Origin of the sequence: Phormidium sp. CCY1219 (assembly GCF_035615515.1) — a bacterium.
In the GTDB taxonomy this organism is placed as follows: domain Bacteria; phylum Cyanobacteriota; class Cyanobacteriia; order Cyanobacteriales; family Laspinemataceae; genus CCY1219.
Map to the genome: position 1 here is coordinate 1 of NZ_JAJENT010000715.1, position 601 is coordinate 601.

The window sequence follows — 601 nt, forward strand, 5'->3', positions numbered from 1 at the left end:
TTATCGTTTGAACCGGACAGGGCGAATTGGCCATCGGGGGAGAGGGCCACGGCGCTTACCCAGCCATTATGCCCGCTGAGGGTTCGCAGCAGTGGGCCGCCGGGGGGCGTCAGGTTTGCCGTGAGGGGGCGCAACCAGGTTTTTCCCCGCCATTGTTTGGCGGTTTCCAGTAGGGTTTGCAGGTCGGGGGTGTCAAATGACAACAATCGGCCTAGCAGTTGTCCCGCCAGTTGCGCCGGATCCCGTTCTAGAATATGAGCGGAGAGTCGCAGTGCCCCGGCGATGGATTGCCAGGTTTGGAGGCATGGTGAGGATGGCAATATATCGGCGGTAATGGCTAATTCGTAATCTTCAATCAGCGCTGGCACGCCCAATGCAGCGATTTTGGACTCGATAAAGTCAAAATCACTCAGCAATTGGTGCAGGCGTTGGGGTTGGGCGCGGCCCACCAGATGACTGGGCAGGGTCTCGAGGGCATAGCGTTGCTTTTCGGGCGATAATTTGCTTAATCGGTGTCTGAAGTTGCTCATCAGAAATTAGGGTTGGTAAGGGGGAGAACGGAAACCCTCGTCATTTATGCGTAGGGAGGAGTTCTCCCCCC

1 pseudogene is annotated in these 601 nt (G+C 56.9%); it reads right to left on the reverse strand.

The annotated features are described in order from the left end of the window. Window positions 1-530: pseudogene (locus tag LKK83_RS21170) on the reverse strand (hypothetical protein); the annotation flags it as partial. Between the last annotated feature and the right edge of the window lie 71 nt (window positions 531-601).